This window comes from Mucilaginibacter humi (genome assembly GCF_013087555.1).
The window spans coordinates 19676-35805 of sequence record NZ_JABFCR010000020.1; the positions used below are offsets into that span (position 1 = coordinate 19676).

Annotated in this window: 27 protein-coding genes and 2 pseudogenes; 19 read left to right on the forward strand and 10 right to left on the reverse strand. The window is 43.6% G+C overall.

The features are described from left to right. Window positions 1-64: 64 nt before the first annotated feature. From HK413_RS05810 to HK413_RS16965, 11 genes are all read left to right on the forward strand, one after another. Complete coding sequence (locus tag HK413_RS05810) at window positions 65-220, forward strand: hypothetical protein (protein ID WP_175269476.1); 156 nt, start codon at window positions 65-67, stop codon at window positions 218-220. Window positions 221-294: 74 nt separating this feature from the next. Next, entirely contained in the window at window positions 295-903 is a 609-nt protein-coding gene (locus HK413_RS19415; protein WP_262886803.1) for an efflux RND transporter permease subunit, read from the forward strand. Further along, window positions 860-2569 carry an efflux RND transporter permease subunit gene (locus HK413_RS05815; protein WP_262886804.1) on the forward strand — a complete coding sequence of 570 codons (1710 nt, stop codon included), beginning with the start codon at window positions 860-862 and terminating at the stop codon, window positions 2567-2569. Before HK413_RS19415 ends, HK413_RS05815 begins: the two co-directional genes overlap by 44 nt. Then, window positions 2556-2753, forward strand: coding sequence for an efflux RND transporter permease subunit (locus tag HK413_RS19420; RefSeq protein WP_317169329.1), 198 nt, complete (start codon window positions 2556-2558; stop codon window positions 2751-2753). Before HK413_RS05815 ends, HK413_RS19420 begins: the two co-directional genes overlap by 14 nt. A 17-nt stretch (window positions 2754-2770) precedes the next feature. Further along, window positions 2771-2947, forward strand: coding sequence for a hypothetical protein (locus HK413_RS16950; RefSeq protein ID WP_246229881.1), 177 nt, complete (start codon window positions 2771-2773; stop codon window positions 2945-2947). Then, window positions 2947-3417 carry an efflux RND transporter permease subunit gene (locus tag HK413_RS16955; RefSeq protein WP_246229883.1) on the forward strand — a complete coding sequence of 157 codons (471 nt, stop codon included), beginning with the start codon at window positions 2947-2949 and terminating at the stop codon, window positions 3415-3417. Before HK413_RS16950 ends, HK413_RS16955 begins: the two co-directional genes overlap by 1 nt. Window positions 3418-3463: 46 nt before the next feature. Beyond that, complete coding sequence (locus HK413_RS05820; RefSeq protein WP_175269477.1) at window positions 3464-4399, forward strand: TolC family protein; 936 nt, start codon at window positions 3464-3466, stop codon at window positions 4397-4399. Beyond that, entirely contained in the window at window positions 4383-4586 is a 204-nt protein-coding gene (locus tag HK413_RS05825; protein ID WP_317169334.1) for a TolC family protein, read from the forward strand. Before HK413_RS05820 ends, HK413_RS05825 begins: the two co-directional genes overlap by 17 nt. A 185-nt stretch (window positions 4587-4771) precedes the next feature. Beyond that, on the forward strand, window positions 4772-5149 hold the full coding sequence (locus HK413_RS05830; protein WP_262886805.1) for a response regulator: 378 nt from the start codon (window positions 4772-4774) through the stop codon (window positions 5147-5149). Beyond that, a complete protein-coding gene (locus tag HK413_RS16960) occupies window positions 5146-5418 on the forward strand; it encodes a hypothetical protein (RefSeq protein WP_246229887.1) in 273 nt (90 codons plus the stop codon). The genes HK413_RS05830 and HK413_RS16960 overlap by 4 nt, the downstream gene beginning before the upstream one ends. Before the next feature lie 17 nt (window positions 5419-5435). Next, window positions 5436-5750, forward strand: coding sequence for a hypothetical protein (locus HK413_RS16965; protein ID WP_246229889.1), 315 nt, complete (start codon window positions 5436-5438; stop codon window positions 5748-5750). Window positions 5751-5827: 77 nt separating this feature from the next. On the opposite strand, the gene HK413_RS16970 is transcribed toward HK413_RS16965, so the two are convergent. The 4 genes from HK413_RS16970 to HK413_RS16985 all read right to left on the reverse strand — a co-directional run bounded on the left by HK413_RS16970 (window position 5828) and on the right by HK413_RS16985 (window position 7710). Further along, the gene (locus tag HK413_RS16970; RefSeq protein WP_246229891.1) at window positions 5828-6001 is read right to left on the reverse strand and encodes a hypothetical protein; all 174 of its coding nucleotides are present in this window, start codon (window positions 5999-6001) and stop codon (window positions 5828-5830) included. Window positions 6002-6218: 217 nt separating this feature from the next. Continuing rightward, window positions 6219-6872, reverse strand: coding sequence for a nitrilase-related carbon-nitrogen hydrolase (locus tag HK413_RS16975; RefSeq protein ID WP_246229893.1), 654 nt, complete (start codon window positions 6870-6872; stop codon window positions 6219-6221). After that, complete coding sequence (locus HK413_RS16980; RefSeq protein ID WP_246229895.1) at window positions 6788-7279, reverse strand: hypothetical protein; 492 nt, start codon at window positions 7277-7279, stop codon at window positions 6788-6790. Before HK413_RS16980 ends, HK413_RS16975 begins: the two co-directional genes overlap by 85 nt. Then, complete coding sequence (locus HK413_RS16985; RefSeq protein WP_246229896.1) at window positions 7276-7710, reverse strand: hypothetical protein; 435 nt, start codon at window positions 7708-7710, stop codon at window positions 7276-7278. The genes HK413_RS16980 and HK413_RS16985 overlap by 4 nt, the downstream gene beginning before the upstream one ends. Window positions 7711-7841: 131 nt before the next feature. Between HK413_RS16985 and HK413_RS22010 the strand changes: the two genes are divergently transcribed. Next, window positions 7842-8138, forward strand: coding sequence for a GIY-YIG nuclease family protein (locus tag HK413_RS22010; RefSeq protein ID WP_394353137.1), 297 nt, complete (start codon window positions 7842-7844; stop codon window positions 8136-8138). A gap of 60 nt (window positions 8139-8198) precedes the next feature. On the opposite strand, the gene HK413_RS05850 is transcribed toward HK413_RS22010, so the two are convergent. Then, on the reverse strand, window positions 8199-8663 hold the full coding sequence (locus HK413_RS05850; protein WP_217452094.1) for a DUF1572 family protein: 465 nt from the start codon (window positions 8661-8663) through the stop codon (window positions 8199-8201). A gap of 94 nt (window positions 8664-8757) precedes the next feature. Further along, a pseudogene (gene rsmI / locus HK413_RS05855) lies at window positions 8758-9485 on the reverse strand (16S rRNA (cytidine(1402)-2'-O)-methyltransferase). A 113-nt stretch (window positions 9486-9598) separates the two neighbouring features. Between rsmI and serS the strand changes: the two are divergent. The 6 genes and pseudogenes from serS to HK413_RS05880 all read left to right on the forward strand — a co-directional run bounded on the left by serS (window position 9599) and on the right by HK413_RS05880 (window position 12968). After that, window positions 9599-10866, forward strand: a pseudogene (serS, locus tag HK413_RS05860) (serine--tRNA ligase). A gap of 570 nt (window positions 10867-11436) precedes the next feature. After that, window positions 11437-11727 (forward strand): tRNA-binding protein, encoded by a 291-nt coding sequence (locus HK413_RS05865; RefSeq protein WP_175269480.1) that lies wholly within the window; start codon window positions 11437-11439, stop codon window positions 11725-11727. 183 nt (window positions 11728-11910) lie between these two features. Next, window positions 11911-12072, forward strand: coding sequence for a hypothetical protein (locus tag HK413_RS20850; RefSeq protein ID WP_317169330.1), 162 nt, complete (start codon window positions 11911-11913; stop codon window positions 12070-12072). Beyond that, window positions 12036-12377 (forward strand): nucleoside deaminase, encoded by a 342-nt coding sequence (locus HK413_RS05870; RefSeq protein ID WP_317169331.1) that lies wholly within the window; start codon window positions 12036-12038, stop codon window positions 12375-12377. Before HK413_RS20850 ends, HK413_RS05870 begins: the two co-directional genes overlap by 37 nt. A gap of 31 nt (window positions 12378-12408) precedes the next feature. After that, entirely contained in the window at window positions 12409-12564 is a 156-nt protein-coding gene (locus tag HK413_RS05875) for a heme oxygenase-like domain-containing protein (RefSeq protein WP_175269481.1), read from the forward strand. 101 nt (window positions 12565-12665) lie between these two features. After that, window positions 12666-12968 carry a biliverdin-producing heme oxygenase gene (locus tag HK413_RS05880; protein WP_175269482.1) on the forward strand — a complete coding sequence of 101 codons (303 nt, stop codon included), beginning with the start codon at window positions 12666-12668 and terminating at the stop codon, window positions 12966-12968. Between the two features lie 5 nt (window positions 12969-12973). On the opposite strand, the gene HK413_RS05885 is transcribed toward HK413_RS05880, so the two are convergent. The 4 genes from HK413_RS05885 to HK413_RS05900 are packed head-to-tail and all read right to left on the reverse strand — an operon-like array spanning window position 12974 to window position 15189. Beyond that, window positions 12974-13297, reverse strand: coding sequence for a sensor histidine kinase (locus HK413_RS05885; protein WP_175269483.1), 324 nt, complete (start codon window positions 13295-13297; stop codon window positions 12974-12976). Continuing rightward, window positions 13267-14358 carry a histidine kinase dimerization/phospho-acceptor domain-containing protein gene (locus HK413_RS05890; protein WP_175269484.1) on the reverse strand — a complete coding sequence of 364 codons (1092 nt, stop codon included), beginning with the start codon at window positions 14356-14358 and terminating at the stop codon, window positions 13267-13269. The genes HK413_RS05885 and HK413_RS05890 overlap by 31 nt, the downstream gene beginning before the upstream one ends. Beyond that, window positions 14355-14618: a hypothetical protein gene (locus tag HK413_RS05895; protein ID WP_175269485.1), complete on the reverse strand. Its 264-nt coding sequence runs from the start codon at window positions 14616-14618 to the stop codon at window positions 14355-14357. The genes HK413_RS05890 and HK413_RS05895 overlap by 4 nt, the downstream gene beginning before the upstream one ends. Beyond that, complete coding sequence (locus HK413_RS05900; protein WP_175269486.1) at window positions 14572-15189, reverse strand: phytochrome family protein; 618 nt, start codon at window positions 15187-15189, stop codon at window positions 14572-14574. The genes HK413_RS05895 and HK413_RS05900 overlap by 47 nt, the downstream gene beginning before the upstream one ends. Window positions 15190-15465: 276 nt before the next feature. Between HK413_RS05900 and HK413_RS05905 the strand changes: the two genes are divergently transcribed. Then, entirely contained in the window at window positions 15466-16077 is a 612-nt protein-coding gene (locus HK413_RS05905) for a superoxide dismutase (protein ID WP_175269487.1), read from the forward strand. The last annotated feature ends 53 nt before the right edge of the window (window positions 16078-16130 follow it).

Below are 16130 nucleotides of genomic sequence, written 5' to 3' on the forward strand. Positions count from 1 at the left end.
CTTACTTACCGCGGGCAGCTTTGCCAAAATAAACCTTGAGCTTGACCAAATACCTAAAACCATTATGGTACCTACAGAATGCGTAGTGCCCGATTTGAAAAGCAGTGTAGTTTACGTATATCATAACGGCAAGGCTTTGGCCAAACCGGTAAAAACCGACTTGCGTACGGCTACCAAAATACAAATAGTAAGTGGTTTAAAGCCGGTGATAGTGTTGTAGTGTCGGGTATTATCCAGATGCGCCCTAAAGTTCCGTTGAAAATAATTAAAGTAATAAAATAAGCAGCCTGGTATATGAGTTTATCCTCAGTTAGTATAAAAAGGCCCGTACTGGCTACAGTTATGTCCATCGTAATTGTAGTGTTCGGTATTATAGGTTATACCTTTTTGGGTATCCGGGATTTCCCTTCTATCGATCCGCCGATTATATCTGTTAGTACCAGCTACTCGGGCGCAAATGCCGATGTGATCGAATCGCAAATTACCGAGCCGTTGGAGAAAGCTATTAACGGTGTACCGGGTATCCGTAATATTTCATCTTCCAGCTCGGTTGGATCAAGTAATATCACGGTAGAGTTTGACCTTGACGCCGACACGGAAACCGCCGCCAATGACGTGCGCGATAAAGTAAGCCAGGCACAGCGCCAACTGCCACAGGATATAAACGCTCCGCCTGTTGTTAGCAAGGCCGATGCTAATGCGGATAACATTATCACGGTATCAGTTACCAGCGATAAGCGTAATATTATGCAGGTTAATGATTATGCCGAAAACGTGTTACAGGAAGGCCTGCAAACTATCCCCGGTGTAAGCGCTATTAACATACAGGGACAGCGCCAGTACGCTATGCGTTTATGGATTGATCCTGCAAAATTATCTGCCCCCGGGCCTTGCCGCTACTGAAATCACTGACGCGCTTAACCGCGAGAACGTAGAGTTACCCGCAGGTAAGATAGAAGGTAACAATACCGAATTGATTATACGTGCCATTGGTAAAATGAGTACCGAAAAGGAGTTTAATGATCTGATCATTCGTGCAGATAGTAACAGGGTGATCCGCTTACGCGATGTAGGTTATGCCGTTTTAGGCTCGGCTAATGAGGAAACTGCTTTTAAAGAGTCGGGTTCATTACAGGTGGCGCTGGCCATTGTACCGCAGCCCGGTGCCAATTACGTACAAATAGCCGAAGACTTTTATAAAAGATTTGAACAACTTAAAAAAGACCTGCCGCCTGATATCCATGTAAAGGTGTTAACTGACAATACCAGGTTTATTAAACAGTCTATCACAGAGGTTGAGGAAACCCCGGCAATCTCCTTTATATTGGTGGTAATTATTATTTACCTGTTTTTCCGAGACTGGTTGATCGCTTTCCGTCCGTTAATAGATATACCCGTATCATTAATAGGCGCATTTTTCCTGATGTATATCTTCGGGTACTCTATCAATATATTAACGCTGTTGGGTATTGTGCTGGCTACGGGCCCGGTGGTGGATGATGGTATAGTGGTGACGGAAAACATCTATAAAAAGGTAGAAGAAGGCATGGCTATCCGTAAAGCGGCCTTCGAGGGGTCGGCCGAGATCTTGTTCGCGGTAGTATCTACCTCTATCACATTGGCTGCGGTATTTTTACCTATCATGTTTTTACAGGGCTTTACAGGCCGTTTGTTTCGTGAGTTTGCGGTCGTCGTCGCAGGTTCGGTATTAATATCGGCTTTTGTATCCCTGTCGTTAACACCGATGCTGAATGTTAAGCTGATCCGTAAAGACTCAAAAAAATCTAAGTTCTACGAAAGAACAGAACCGTTCTTCGTGAACATGACCAACTCGTATACCGAATCGCTGGTTAACTTTATGAAGCATCGCTGGATAGCTATCGTGATATTAATCGGATCGATAGGTATTATCTGGGGACTTAACGGCGCCATACCATCAGAGTTAGCACCACTTGATGATAAAAGCTTGCTGCGTTATAATGTAACCGGGGCAGAAGGTGCGGGGTACGAGTTTATGACCAGGAATATGGATGCGCTTTCTGATATGATTGCAGATTCTATCCCTGAAGCAAATGTCAATATCGAGATAGTAGCCGCAGGCCGTGGCGGAAGCGGCGCTGTAAATAGCGGTTTTGGCCGGATAGGTTTGGTGCCGCCCGGCGAACGTGAACGCTCGCAACAGGACATAGCCGATTGGCTCACTAAAAAAGTAAGCCGTTTCCCTGATGTAAGGATTAATGTTTCACAGGAACAAACCATTAGTGGTGGTGGCGGGCGTAGTGCCCAACCTGTACAGTTTGTGGTGCAAAACCGGGATTTTGAAAAAATCCGTAAAGTGCTGCCCGACTTTTTTGATAAAGTGCTAAAAAGCCCGGTTTTTGTAACACCCGATATAGACCTGAAATTTACAAAACCCGAGCTAAGAGTAGTTACCGATAGAGAACGGGCACGTGATCTGGGTGTTTCTGTATCTGACATTGCCCAAACCCTGCAATTATATTATAGTGCCGGCCGTGTAGCTTATTTCTTACTAAACGGTAAACAATACCCGGGTAGTGGCCCAGGTTGACAGGGCTAACCGCGATCAGCCGCTTGACTTAAAGACTATTTATGTACGAAACGACAAGGGCAGGCTGATACAATTGGATAACGTGGTTAAAGTTGACGAGGATGCAACGCCACCATCTATTTATCACTTTAACCGTTTTAAATCGGCTACTTTCCGGCCGGTTTATCGCCGGGCCATACCATAGGCGACGGCGTAAACGAGATGAACCGCATCGCCAAAGAAACCCTCGACGAAACCTTCAGCACTTCATTAAGCGGTGCATCCAGAGATTTTGCCGAAAGCGCGTCAAACATCATGTTCGCATTCATCTTCGCGTTGTTGCTGATATACCGGTACTTGCCGCACAATTTGAAAGTTTTAAAGACCCGGTTATTGTAATGCTTACAGTGCCATTGGCTATTGCAGGTGCTTTCCTGTCGCTATGGTTGTTTAATCAATCATTAAACATATTTAGCCAGATAGGTATCATCACCCTAGTGGGGTTGGTAACCAAAAACGGTATCCTTATAGTAGAGTTTGCCAATCAAAAAATGGAACATGGCCTGGCTAAGTATGAAGCTGTTGTTGAAGCTGCAACTGCCCGTTTACGCCCGATATTGATGACAAGCCCGGCCGTAGTATTAGGTTCGGTGCCTATTGCATTGGCGTTGGGCGCGGGTGCAAAAAGCCGGGTATCATTAGGTATTGTTATTATAGGCGGTATGTTGTTTTCGCTGGTGCTTACATTATATGTCATCCCCGCAATGTACATGCTTATTGCTTCAAAAACACGTAAGGATCCTGATGCTGAAGACCCTGATGATACAGGCAAGAAAAAGAAGAAGGTAAAACTGATTGAAAACGAATAAGCAAATGATGAAACTGAAAAAATTAGCTTGCTTGCTTTGTTGCTATATGGCAGTAACAGCCACAGTTAAGGCACAAACCGCCCCCTTATTAACATTAAGAGAGGCGGTTGAAATAGCTTTAAAAAACAACTACAATATTGTATTGGCTAAAAATAATAAAGCCATAGCGCAAAATAATGTTACCATTGGCAACGCGGGGTTTTTACCGCAAGTTACCGGTAGCTTTAGCCAGAATAATAGCCGCCAGCGTATCGAGCAAACCCGGTCGGACGGTACGGTAAATAGTATCCCCAGCGCTAAAAACAGCAGCTTAAGCTATGGCCCGGCACTTAACTGGACAATTTTTGACGGCTTTGCCATGTTTGCCAATTACGATCAGCTTAAACAGTTAAACGAGCTAAGCGCGGTTAGTACCCATGATACCGTTTTAAGCACTACCGGCGATGTAATACTAACTTATTATGATCTGATTAACCAGTATGAGCAGCTAAAAGCACAGTTAGGCGTAATGGAAATATCACGCACGCAATTAAGGTATGCTAATGATAAATTTAGTGTAGGTACCGTATCAAAACTTGATGTGTTGAACGCGCAGGTAAGTTTAAATACCGATACAGCTCAATATTTAAAGTTGCAGCAGCAATTTAAAGCGTCTAAAATAAGGCTGAACCAATTAATGGTGCGCGACCTGCAAACCGATTTTACAGTAGCCGATACCATTGTTGTAGATAATAATATGCGTTTAGGTGATGTTATAAGCGCCGCGCAAACCCAAAACCCAACTATTATATCGGCACAAATTAATAAGCGTATTGCCGATATTAACTTAAAGCAGGTACAGGCTACCCGTTATCCTACCGTAGGCGTTGGTGCAGGCTATACCGGAGCCATAACAAAACCCCCGCAGGTTTTACCCGGTACAGGATGCACACGGGTTAAACTATGGGTTAACGGCATCTATCAACATTTTCGACGGGTTTAACCAAACACGTAAAGAACGTAATGCTAAGATACAGATTGACAATGCCATAGTTGATGTTAAACAGGCACGCTTAAATGTTGAAGCGCAGATAAGCAGTTTGTATGTAAGCTACCTGTCGGGCCTTGACCTGGTAAAGCTGGGGCAATCAAACGTTGCTATAGCTAAGCGCAACCCGAGATATCATTAGATAAATATAAAATAGGAACCATCACACCTTTAGAGATCCGCGAAGCGCAACGCAACTACCGGATGCACAATCCACGTTTTTTGCCGCCCAATACCAATCCAAAGTGGCCGAAATAACTTTAAAGCAAATAACTAACAACTTAAATATTCAATAATCAAATATTTAGTTATTTTTGATGGTAGAAAATGGCCGGATCTTACAAAACATGTTTGCTTGTTGACGATAACTATATCGACAACTTTGTTACGCGCCGGCTTTTGGAAAGCAGCCAATTTGCCGAGAACATAATTGTGACTGAATCGCCTACCGAAGCTATTGAGCAATTAGGCAAAGGCGAGATCAAGCCCGATGTAATTTTCCTTGATATACGGATGCCGTTAATGAGTGGCTTTGAGTTTTTAGAAGCCTATGACAAGTTGAACATAGATAAAACCGGTACCAAGATCTTCTTGTTGTCTTCATCATTTGATCCTACCGATATTAAAAGATCAACAGGCAATAAATATATCACCCATTTCGTCCACAAGCCGCTTACCCATAAAATACTCGAAGAATTACCATGATCTTAGTCGCGGATAGCGGATCAACAAAAACAGATTGGTTACTTAAGCAACCGGGGCAGGAAGCCACGGCATTTAGAACCCCGGGGTTAAACCCTTACTTTTTATCAGAAAAAGAAATTGTTAAAATACTGCAGGAACAGGCGCCGGATCTGGTGGCTTTTGGTGCAGAGGTAAAAGAGGTCTATTTTTTTGGTGCCGGCTGTTCAAGCCCCGACAGGCATGAGATCGTATCGAACGCGCTGAGCGTGTTTTTAGCAAGGCATACATAAGTGTCGACAGCGACCTGTTGGCTTCGGCATACGCCACCTGCGGGCACGAGAAGGGTTTGTGTTGTATATTAGGCACCGGCTCAAATATTTCTTTTTTTGATGGCGAGGATATTCACGCCGGCAAGCATGGGTTAGGTTTTATTTTGGGCGATGAAGGGGCAGGCACCTGGTTTGGCAGGGCGCTGATCACTGATTTTTTATACGGATTAATGCCCGAAGATATCCATACCTTATTTAACAATACTTACCAGCTAACCAAAGAAGAGGTAATAAAAAACGTTTACCAAAAGCCGGCGCCAAACTCATACCGGCATCGTTCGCGCGTTTTCTGAACGTTATCCGCAAAACCGACTATGGCAGCGCACTCATCAAAAAGGGCCTGCAGGAATTTATTGATACCAATATCAAATCATATCCCGAATACCATACCTTTAAAAGTCATTTTGTAGGCTCCATAGCTTTCGTGTTTGCTGATGAACTTAAAGCCCTTGCCGCAATGCAGGATATCCACATCGGCAAAATTATCAAACAGCCTATCAATGATCTGTTGGCTTTTATTTTGAGCAGGGAAGGAGCATAGCACTGTTTACGCGTGGGTTGTCACCCTGAGCCCGTCGAAGGGTGAGCGTAAAGGCCTTTGCCCGCATGCTCGACGAAGCTCAGCATGACACCTTACGCTTTTGTTTCTTTCCTTTTAAACCTCACCCTCACCCCCACAAACAATATCCCCAACACCGCTAAAAAGCTACCAGTTTTAGGCAGGTAATCGCCGTGCTGTACATAAAAGGTCAGGTCGGAATTTAGGTTAATATCTTGTTTAAGCGCGGTTTTAACCCACCATTTACTTTGCTGCACAATATCCCCGCGCTGGTTAATAAATGCCGAGATACCGGTATTGGCCGAGCGACAAACCCAGCGCCGGGTTTCAATAGCACGCAGCTTGGCATAATCCAGTGCTGGTCCTTGCCTGATGTGTTTTCCCACCAGCCATCGTTGGTAATAATGGCAATAAACTGCGCCCCGCTGCGTACCGACCGCGCTACCCACTCGCCCCAGATAGACTCATAACAGATAACAGGCGCTGCGCCAATGCCGCTTGCCGCATACAGGTTGGTTGGAGCATCCTGCCCCGTGTAGGCGCCGGTAGCTCCTCCCAAATGCGCAAATACCGGTTTTAAAAATGAGAGCGCATGTTCAAACGGCAGCGATTCTGCGCCCGGCACCAGTTTAGATTTATGATAAAACTGCACCTGCGCAGAGTTTTCGATATTTAATGCTGTGCTGTAATGATCCATAAACTGACCCTGAGGCAAAGCTGTTGCGGTTTTTGGCGGGTTGGTGCTGTAAATCTTATAGGTTTCAGCACCGGTTATAAGGTTTCCGTTTTTATATTTGGATAAAAAGTGTTGCGCCTGCAAAAAGTAATTATTACTGCGGATATGGTCCTCGTCCATATACTCGGATATAGCAGTTTCCGGCCAGATAAAAACTCGGTATTTACTTGTCCTATTGAATCGCATAGCTTGGTTAAAATGTCTATCTGGTTTGATACAGGTATAGTTCCGCTCTTTTCATAGGGGTCAATGTTAGGCTGGGCAACTACGATGTTTGAAGGATTTACCTGTTCTTCATAATGTGTATAACGGTGTAAAGAAAATGCTAATGGCAATACCAAAAAAGCAATTAAAGCGATAACTAATTTTTGCCTTACCGGCCTGGACTGTGCCTCGCGTAAGCCAATGTAAATTAAAAACACAAGGATGTTAATGGCCCAGATCCAAATGGTGCCGCCATACACGCCGGTATACTCATACCATTGTACCCATTGATGCATAGTTGCAAAGCCATTACCTAATGTCATCCGGGGAAGTTAAGGTCCCAGCTTTGATGCAGGTATTCGTATCCTATCCAGAAACAAACCAGCCCTATCAATCCAAACGTGCGGTTTGTGGCCAATCTTAAACGATAATACAGCCAGCACGCAGCCGACATTAAGAGCGGGCCCAACGCGTAAGGTATCAGCGTAACGGGTACGGCTACTACCTCGCCAATCATTTTTAAGGCATTATACACCCAATAAATGCTCAACGTATTCCAAACAAAAAAACCCGGGAAGGTGGTGTTAAATATTAGCTTGCCCTTTTTGGTGGAGGTGGAGTTGATGATGTTTTCTATCGCTACCAGCATCGGCACCAAACCAAAAAATAAAAATACGGTAGTGTAGTGCATAGGCGGCCACGCTAACCAAAGTAACAAGCCGGAGAACAGGGATAGGAGGATGTTTTTTTTCATTAAAACTTAGCTGTGTATACGATGTTAAAATTAGATATTTATAAATGATTCTTGTTCTTTTTCCCGCTTGTCATGCCGAATTTATTTCGGCATCCCACATGCTAAGTAAACGCTAATGCTTATTTTAGATTGTGCTTTTCAAACAAGGATATACTTACATCATGTCTAACGAATATAGAACAACGTTTTATATTGGAGTTACCAGTTCATTAGAATCGCGGGTTTGGCAACATATTAACAATGAAGGTTCAGTGTTTGTAAAACGCTATAGATTGTACGATTTAGTTTATTTTGAATACTTTGAACGGATCACTGATGCTATTGACAGAGAAAAACAACTTAAACGATGGCATAAGGATTGGAAAATTAATCGCATAAAAACGACAAACCCGGAAATGAAGGATTTGAAAAGCGAGTTGGAATTGTAAATCGTTTACTCAGCGCGTGGGATGCCGAAATAAATTCGGCATGACGGGCTGAGTTTGATTTTAAAACTTACTCGTCGGTTTTTTAGTCATTGCCGCATTAAACGCTTTCGACTGCCCTTTAGGTATAGTTAGCGCTATCCAGTTTGACGCTGCCATTTTACCAATAAATACTATCTGACCAATATGATAAGGCACGTGCGCCAACTGGCGGTTAATAGCATCAACTACACTATGCGGTTCGCTACGGATATAAACGGTTTTCTCACAATCTTCCGGTTTTAACGAGTCTAAAGCGTCAAACATGCATTGCCAACCGGCGTTCCATTTCTCCATTAACTCGTCTTTGGTGTTTATTACGCTTTCAAATTCAAGGTCGCGGTTGCGCCATTCTTTCTCGCCGTCGGTGGTTAAAAAGTCCGTCCATCGCGATAGCATATTACCCCAAAGATGTTGTACAATAATGGCGATGCTGTTGCACTCCTCATTATAAACCCAGAAAAGATCCTCGTCCTTTAACTGGGCCATCGTTTTTCGCCAACCGACTTATAATACTGTAATTGTTTTTTAGCGCTGTTTAGGTAAGTATCCGTCATAACCAACTTAATTGAAATTCATATAATCAATCCTCATCCTCGTCATTACCGTACTTCTTTTTCTTTTTATCGTTCTCGTCAGGCAAAGCCCCCGCTACACAAATCACAAACTCGCCTTTTGCAGGGTGTGTTTCGTAATAGGTTTTTACTTCGGTTACGGTGCCGCGCACGGTTTCCTCGAACATCTTTGTCAGCTCGCGCGATACAGAGATCTGCCTGTCGGCACCCCAATAGGTGGCCATTTCATCCAGTGTCTTTAACAAACGGTGCGGCGACTCATAAAGTATAATGGTACGTTCCTCATCAGCCAAAAACTTATAGCGTGTCTGGCGCCCTTTTTCAGGGGCAAAAAGCCTTCAAAACAAAATTTATCCGTAGGGAAGCCCGAGTTAACCAGCGCCGGGACAAAAGCGGTTGCACCGGGCAGACATTCAACAGCTATATTAAATTTCAAAGCCTCGCGTACTAAAAAGAAACCCGGATCAGATATGGCAGGTGTGCCCGCGTCTGATATCAACGCGATGTTTTGTCCCTGCAGTAAAAACTTAATGATCTCGTTACTGCTTTGATGCTCGTTATGCTGATGATGCGCGAAAACCTTTTTCTGAATATCGAAGTGCTTTAGCAACGGTGCCGAAGTGCGGGTGTCTTCGGCCAGTATCAGGTCGGCCTCTTTTAAAACGCGTATGGCCCTAAAGGTCATATCTTCCAGATTGCCAATGGGGGTGGGGACGAGGTATAGTTTGCCGGTCATTTCAGTTTGCAGTTGTTAGTTTGCGGTTGGCAGTATAAAGGTTGGCAAAAAAAACTGCCAACTGCGCACTGCAAACTGCCAACTCATTATATCTTTGTCGAAAATTAAAAATAATGCTGCAAGTTAGTTATATCCGTGATAACAGGGAACAGGTTTTAGAACGTTTAGCTGTAAAAAATTTTAAACAGGCTGATTTGGTTGACGAAATTATCCGGTTGGACGATTCGCGTCGCCAAACACAGGTAAAATTGGATAACACTTCTGCAGAAGCAAATGCTGCCGCCAAACAAATAGGCGAGTTGATGCGAACCGGAAAAAGGACGAAGCCGAAGCCATTAAGGCAAAAACGGGCGTTTGGAAAGAAGATATCAGGAAATATAATGAGGAACTGGCCGCTATAGAGGAAAACCTTTACCAGAAGTTGGTATTGTTACCTAACCTGCCGCATTCATCAGTACCCAAAGGCTTAACTCCCGAAGAGAATGAGGTGGTGTTGGAGAATGGCGCTATACCAGAGCTTCCGGCAAATGCTTTACCGCACTGGGAGCTGGCCGCAAAATATAAGCTTATAGATTTTGAACTGGGTGTAAAAATAACCGGCGCTGGTTTCCCGGTTTATACCAATAAAGGAGCCAAGCTGCAACGCGCGCTGATCAACTTTTTATTGATGAGGCCGAAAAAGCGGGTTATAAAGAAGTAAGCGTACCACTGATGGTTAACGAAGCATCAGGCTTTGGTACCGGGCAGTTGCCTGATAAGGAAGGGCAGATGTACTTTGTTAACGAAGACAATATGTACCTGATACCCACTGCCGAGGTGCCTATTACCAACCTATACCGCGATGTGATTTTAAAGGCCGATGAGCTGCCTATACAAATTGCGGGCATACACCTTGCTTCCGCCGCGAAGCGGGCTCATACGGCGCGCATGTACGCGGGTTAAACCGTTTGCACCAGTTTGATAAAGTAGAGATAGTACAGGTAGTTAATCCCGAAACATCATATGATGTATTGGAGCAAATGAGCCTGCATGTACAGGGCCTGTTACAAAAACTTGGTTTACCTTACCGGGTATTGCGCCTTTGTGGGGGTGATATGGGTTTTGCATCAGCCTTAACTTATGATATGGAAACCGGAGCGCCGCGCAGCAACGCTGGCTGGAAGTATCGTCTGTATCGAATTTTGAAACTTTTCAGAGTAACCGTTTAAAATTGCGGTTCCGTAATGCCGAGGGTAAAACACAATTGGCGCATACTTTAAATGGCAGCGCACTGGCCTTGCCGCGCATTGTTGCAACGCTGTTAGAGAATAACCAAACGGATAAGGGCATTAAAATACCCGAGGCATTAGTGCCTTATACAAAGTTTGAGTGGATAGATTAATTAGCTCGCGTCGGCAAGTTTGCTGGTTACTGCACCATCCAGTAAATAGCTTAGTACTTTTGCCGTTGCACTTATTTTAGCCTGCGTAGCAGTTTCAGGATAAATAAAATGCTGCACGCCTAATACGGTTAAAAGCCCATCGACTTTAGTATGCGGGCGCGATTTATAACAATAGATCTTTAGCTTGCTGTAAAATGGGTTGGAGCTTATGCGGCGCAGTATTTTTTCTGTATCATCACCCAGAAATCATAATCAAGAATAATGCCGGTGGGTTGCAGCTCATGTATAGCCGGAAATATACGGCGCGCGTTATCAATATGTACGGTATTTTTTCTTGTAGGGACTACAATACTGTTTGTATTTAGGGTAACTACAAGTAACGGCTTAGGGTTCGTTTGCATCGTCAGTTTAATAGTGATGTTGCTTTATACGACAATTAAAATCAAATTGTTACATCCTTATTGCAGCCTGGTTTATCGCGGTATTTCAAATAATTATATTTGTGTCTGATTAAGTAAATTAAACTATGGAAACCATCACCGGAACGATTTTGAAAAAGTAGAATTAAGGGTGGGAACCATATTAGAGGCCGCTGATTTCCCCGAAGCGCGTAAGCCAGCCTTTAAAGTAAAGGTTGATTTTGGCGAATTTGGGATCAAATGGTCAAGCGCGCAGATCACTAAGCATTATACCAAAGAAGAACTGCCGGGCAGGCAGATAGTAGGAGTGGTGAATTTTCCTAAAAAGCAAATTGCCAATTTTATGTCGGAGTTTTTGGTGACCGGCTTTGCCGATGAGAATGGCGATATTGTTTTAACGGCGGTTGATAAGCGCGTGCCTAACGGGAGTAAGCTGGTATAGCATGGTGGCGACAACTCACCCGGTCGTTGCTTCGCTCGACCACCGTCTCTTCACCTTCGGCGGAAAGAGGGTTAAATATCAAATAATATAAAAACAACCCTCTTTCCCGCTTGCGGAAGAGAGGGGCGCGCACAAAGTATCGCGGGGTGAGTAATCGCCAATTTTTAAATGAGGACAAACTAAATGAGATACGTAACCTTCGGCGACGAGCCTGCATTATCGCCCGACGAATTTTTTATGAACGAGGCACTCAAGGAAGCCAAACTGGCTTTAGCCGAGGACGAGATCCCCATTGGTGCAGTAGTAGTTTGCCGGGCAAGATCATTGGTAAAGGCCATAACTTAACCGAACGCCTGAATGATGTATCTGCCCATGCCGAAATGCAGGCGCTAACCGCTGCAGCCAATTTTATGGGCGGAAAATATTTAAAAGATTGCACGCTATATGTTACGCTTGAGCCCTGCGTAATGTGCGCCGGGGCAAGCTATTGGTTCCAGATAGGTAAGATTGTTTTTGGCGCTTATGATACCCGGCTGGGCTTTGGCAGGTTAAATCAGAAAATAACCCATCCTAAAACCGTTATCACGGGCGGCATCCGCGAAAATGAATGCTCAGAACTGGTGCGGAACTTTTTTAAAAGTAAGCGGTAAAACATTTTACCCCGTAAATTCTTTACTGTAAATGTTCACAGAGAAACTTAAAGAGGCCACATTAGCCAACCACCAGCAAACCGAAAAAATATTAGTTGGTAAAATGAAAAGCATGCGCTCTATGCAGGATTATATCGATATCCTGACCTCCTTTTATGGATACTTTGGCGGACTCGAAAACAGATAGAACGATATATAAACCAATCAAACCTGGCCGATTATGACGAGCGCCGCAAAACATCAGCGATAGCTGATGATATAAAAGCCTTAGGCGGTAATATTCCAGCTATGCCAACCAATAATGAGCTGCCACAGATAACAAACTATTTACAGGGTTTTGGCGCCTTATATGTAATTGAAGGATCGACCCTTGGCGGGCAGATCATCAGTAAAATGGTGCAGCAGCATTTGCCGGTACAGGATGGTAAAGGACTATCGTTTTTTAACGGTTACGGCGATAAGATGCACCAGATGTGGGGCGCTTTTAAAGACATCCTAAACAAAGCCGCGGCCACCCCCGAAGATGAGCAGATAATCATCGCTGCCGCCAATGACACCTTTGCAAAATTTAAAACCCTGGCTCGAAAGTAAACCTGTTACTTTTTAAACGATACAAAGAACGTTGATCCTCCGTTAATTTTACTGTCTACCCAGATCTTACCGTTGTGCTTTTCTACAATACGTTTTACAATGGCCAGGCCTACGCCGGTACCTTCAATATCCTGTACATTATCCATGCGTTTAAACAGCTCAAACACGCGCGGAAGCTGTTTAATATCTATACCAACCCCATTGTCTTTAATGGTATAGGTTATATCTGTTTCATTATCTATAGCGTCAATAACTATTTTAGGCTGGCCCGATGGCAGGCTGTATTTAATAGCATTACTTAACAAGTTAGCCAACACCTGCGACACCATGGTTGGGTCTCCTGCACGTTTGGTGTGTTTTTAATGATGATGTTTGCATGATCGGCGTTGTAAGCTATTTTAAGATCTTTGATATGATCGTCAATAATAGCAGCTACGTTAACCTCTACCGGTTTAAGCTCCAGCCGGCCAATGCGCGAATATTCCAGTACCTCGTTTATCATCAAGTTCATGCGGTCAACCCGGCTATCTATTTTCGATAGCACATCTTTGGTACGCGGTGCCAGGTTTGGGTCGCGTGTTAAAACCTGTGCATACCCTTTTATAGTTGATAACGGGTTCTTCAAGTCGTGCGATATGGTATAGCTAAAAGTATCCAACTCTTCGTAAGCCTGCTTTAAACGCTCGTTAAGCATACGTATAGCACCGGCTTTTTGATTTATGGCATAGCTAACTTCCGTGCGTAAACGGGTAACAGATTTTATCTCCTCATCTCCCCATGGCTCAGATTTACCCGAAACCTCCTGAGCCCGGGCATCAAATGATTGCCTCGGTGATATTTTTAGCGAGCCGTCTGTTAGTATTTCTGCGGGTTTATCCGGGTTACCGGCCCAGGTAACAACTTCCAAATGTTCGGGCTTAAACCAGATAATATATTCAGATAATTCGGCTGATAAGGTCAGTACCAAAATTCCGCTGGCTACCTTTTTAAAAGCATCTGCCGGGGCGAAAATGTAAGGCAACTCATTGGTATAATAAAATGTTTCGGTAACATTTGCCTTGATCCAGTTGGTCAATTCCTGCAGTTGGGTGTCGTTAGGTGTTTTGCCTAATTTTGTAACACTGTTCTCATAAATTAAAACCGCGCCGGTAGCATTGGTAGCGTGCAGGATATTAATGTCATTCAATGTTAAGGCGTCCTCGATGCTATTGTTTTTGAGCATGTTTTTAGAAAGCGTATTTACAGTGGCTGTAAACTTGTCCTGCAGGTGCTGGTTAGCCTCGTCCTGCCTGAACTCTAATGCCGACGATAAGATCTGCCCGATAAGCTTAGCCGAATCGCGTGCCCTGTAATCAATAAACCGCGGCGAGTAATTATGGCAGGCTATCAATCCCCAAAGCTCTTTTTATAGATCAGCGAGATACTAAAGCTGGAATTAACCCCCATATTTATTAAATACTGAATATGGATTGGCGATACTGCGCGTAATTGCGATTGTGTAAGATCAAGCGGATCGTCGCCACTTAATTGTTTAGTGGTGATAATTTTTGCAGGTGTAGTATGAACGTTTGCTATCAGCCGGGTAAGGTTAAGTTTATAAAGCTCACGGGCCTGCTTGGGGATGTCGGATGCAGGGTAGTGTAAACCCAACCAGGTTTCGGTCGTCATTTTTGGCTTCTGCTACAACCTCGCCGTGATTGTCATCCGCAAAGCGGTAGATCATCACCCTATCATAACCGATAATATTTTTTACCTGTAAGGCAGTATTAGTTAATAGGTTGTTTAGATCCTTATCAGCCAGCATTTCAGATATCGAGCGGGCAATCATACGCTGCAAATCGTTTTTCAGATCAGACGCTACCGGCTCAAACTCCAGTAAATAAAGCGGGCCGGATACATTAATGATCAAATAAAATGGCATGCCCTGTATATCCGTACTGAACGGATTGGTTTGATCAAAACTTTTATTGCTTCGGCCAAAGCTTATCAGCTGGTTTATAAAATCAGGCGGTTCGTTAGCGCCGATAAGCGGCTCAATATCATGTATGGGCCTGCCTAATAAGTTAGGCGGTAAGCCCGGCAAAAAATCGGTAATATTTTCACTGTGAAATTTAATGGTACCGTTTGCATCAATAGCTATTAAGAAACCGTGCGATTGTATTTGGCCGGGAATATGTATTGGTTCGGTGTCGCAATTGGTAAGGTCGATTGTGTTTGTCATTAAAAGAAGTGGTTGTGAACACTGTAATTTTTGTTCTAAGTTAATAATTTAATTATTAACTAACACGTATATTAAATCTTCGTCGAAAATTAAGTTCAATTTAGTTAAAATTTAGACTTGTCTTACAACGAATTACGGCTTTAATAGTTTTTAAATTTATACCTGCCTAAGTTTAACAGGCTATAACTAAAAAAACATGACATTATTTTAGAACAAAAATCATTATAGCGCATTATATTTGTTCCTACAACAATTAAAAACTTTAAAACAGCAATTATGGCATTTACACTACCGGCGTTATCTTATGCTACTGATGCATTAGAACCGCACATTGATAAATTGACCATGGAGATCCACCATGGCAAACACCACAATGCTTACGTTACCAACCTAAACAAAGCTTTAGAAGGTAAGCCGGAGGCTAATGGTAATATTGATGATATCATTAAAAATATTTCAAAATACCCGGCTGCTGTACGCAACAACGGTGGCGGCCATTATAACCACACTTTGTTCTGGACCCTGCTTTCGCCAAGCGGTGGCGGCGAGCCTACAGGCGCTTTGGCCGATGCGATAAGAAGCACTTTCGGTTCGTTCGCCGAGTTTAAAACTAAGGTATCTGACGCGGGTGCTACCCGTTTCGGATCAGGCTGGGCTTGGTTAATTGTTACTGCTGATAAAAAACTTGCAATAACTTCAACGCCAAACCAGGACAATCCGTTAATGGACATCGCCGAAGTAAAAGGTACGCCAATTTTAGGTATCGATGTTTGGGAGCACGCCTACTATTTAAAATATCAAAACCGTCGCCCTGATTACCTGGCAGCTATCTGGAACGTTATTAACTGGGCACATGTGTCTGAGTTATACGCAAAAGCAATAGCATAGTTTTGATTTCCGATGTCGGATGTTTCGATGTCGGATTTAATAAATAATAAAAA